Origin of the sequence: Kitasatospora sp. MBT63 (assembly GCF_000710465.2) — a bacterium.
Taxonomy (GTDB): domain Bacteria; phylum Actinomycetota; class Actinomycetes; order Streptomycetales; family Streptomycetaceae; genus Kitasatospora.
Genome location: NZ_JAIZ01000688.1, coordinates 1 through 1,040, shown reverse-complemented (window position 1 = coordinate 1,040; position 1,040 = coordinate 1). Strand labels below are relative to the sequence as shown.

The 1,040-nt window shown below is 72.8% G+C and carries 1 protein-coding gene; it reads left to right on the top strand.

Annotation, left to right across the window (positions count from 1 at the left end):
- Positions 1-83: 83 nt before the first annotated feature.
- Positions 84-1,040, top strand: a 957-nt coding sequence (gene rarD / locus AA75_RS36390; protein WP_033824684.1) for an EamA family transporter RarD, incomplete at its 3' end; no start/stop codon positions are given.

Genomic DNA, 1,040 nt, shown 5'->3' with positions numbered 1-1,040 from the left:
AAGAGTGAGAACGGGGATGACATCCCGCCCTCCCGCCCGCTACCGTCGGTCCGACACCGGTGCGCGCGGGAGGGCAGGCCCAGATGGCAGACGGACGCCGAGGACTCTGGTACGGATTCGCCGCCTACGGGATCTGGGGCGTGTTCCCGCTGTTCTGGCCGCTGCTGGAGCCCGCCGGTGCCGTCGACATCCTGGCCAACCGGATGGTCTGGTCGTTCGTGGCGGTCGCCCTGATGATGCTGGTCCAGCGCCGCTGGGCGTGGATCCGGCCGCTGCTCGCCCAGCCCCGGCGGCTCGCCCTCTCCGCCCTCGCCGCCGCCTTCATCACCGTCAACTGGGGCGTCTACATCTGGGGCGTCAACTCCGGCCACGTGGTCGAGACCAGCCTCGGCTACTTCATCAACCCGCTGGTCACCATCGCCTTCGGCGTCCTGGTACTGCGCGAGCGGTTGCGGCCCGCCCAGTGGGCGGCCGTCGGCATCGGCGCGGCGGCGGTCGTGGTGCTCACCGTCGGTTACGGCCGGCTGCCCTGGATCGCGCTGACCCTGGCGCTGTCCTTCGCCACCTACGGACTGCTGAAGAAGCGGGTCGCCCTCGGCGGGCTGGAGAGCCTCGCGCTGGAGAGCGCCGCGATGTTCCCGTTCGCGCTCGCGTTCCTGGTCTACCTGGCGGCCCGCGGCCAGGGCAGCTTCGGCCGGGTGGTGCCGGGTGAGTACGGCTGGGGCCACTCGGGGCTGCTGATGCTCAGCGGTGTGATCACCGCGGTCCCGCTGATGTTCTTCGGCGCTGCCGCCGTCCGGGTGCCGCTGACCACGCTCGGACTGCTGCAGTACCTGGCGCCGGTGTTCCAGTTCCTGATCGGCGTCGCCGTCTTCCACGAGTCGATGCCGCCCGCCCGCTGGGCCGGTTTCGCCCTGGTCTGGGCAGCGCTGGCGGTGCTCACCGTGGACGCGCTGCGCCGGGTGCGCGCCGACCGCGCCACCCTCGCCCGGGAACGCGCCGCGGCCGGCGCGCAGACGCCCGCGGCCGGCGCGCCTGCG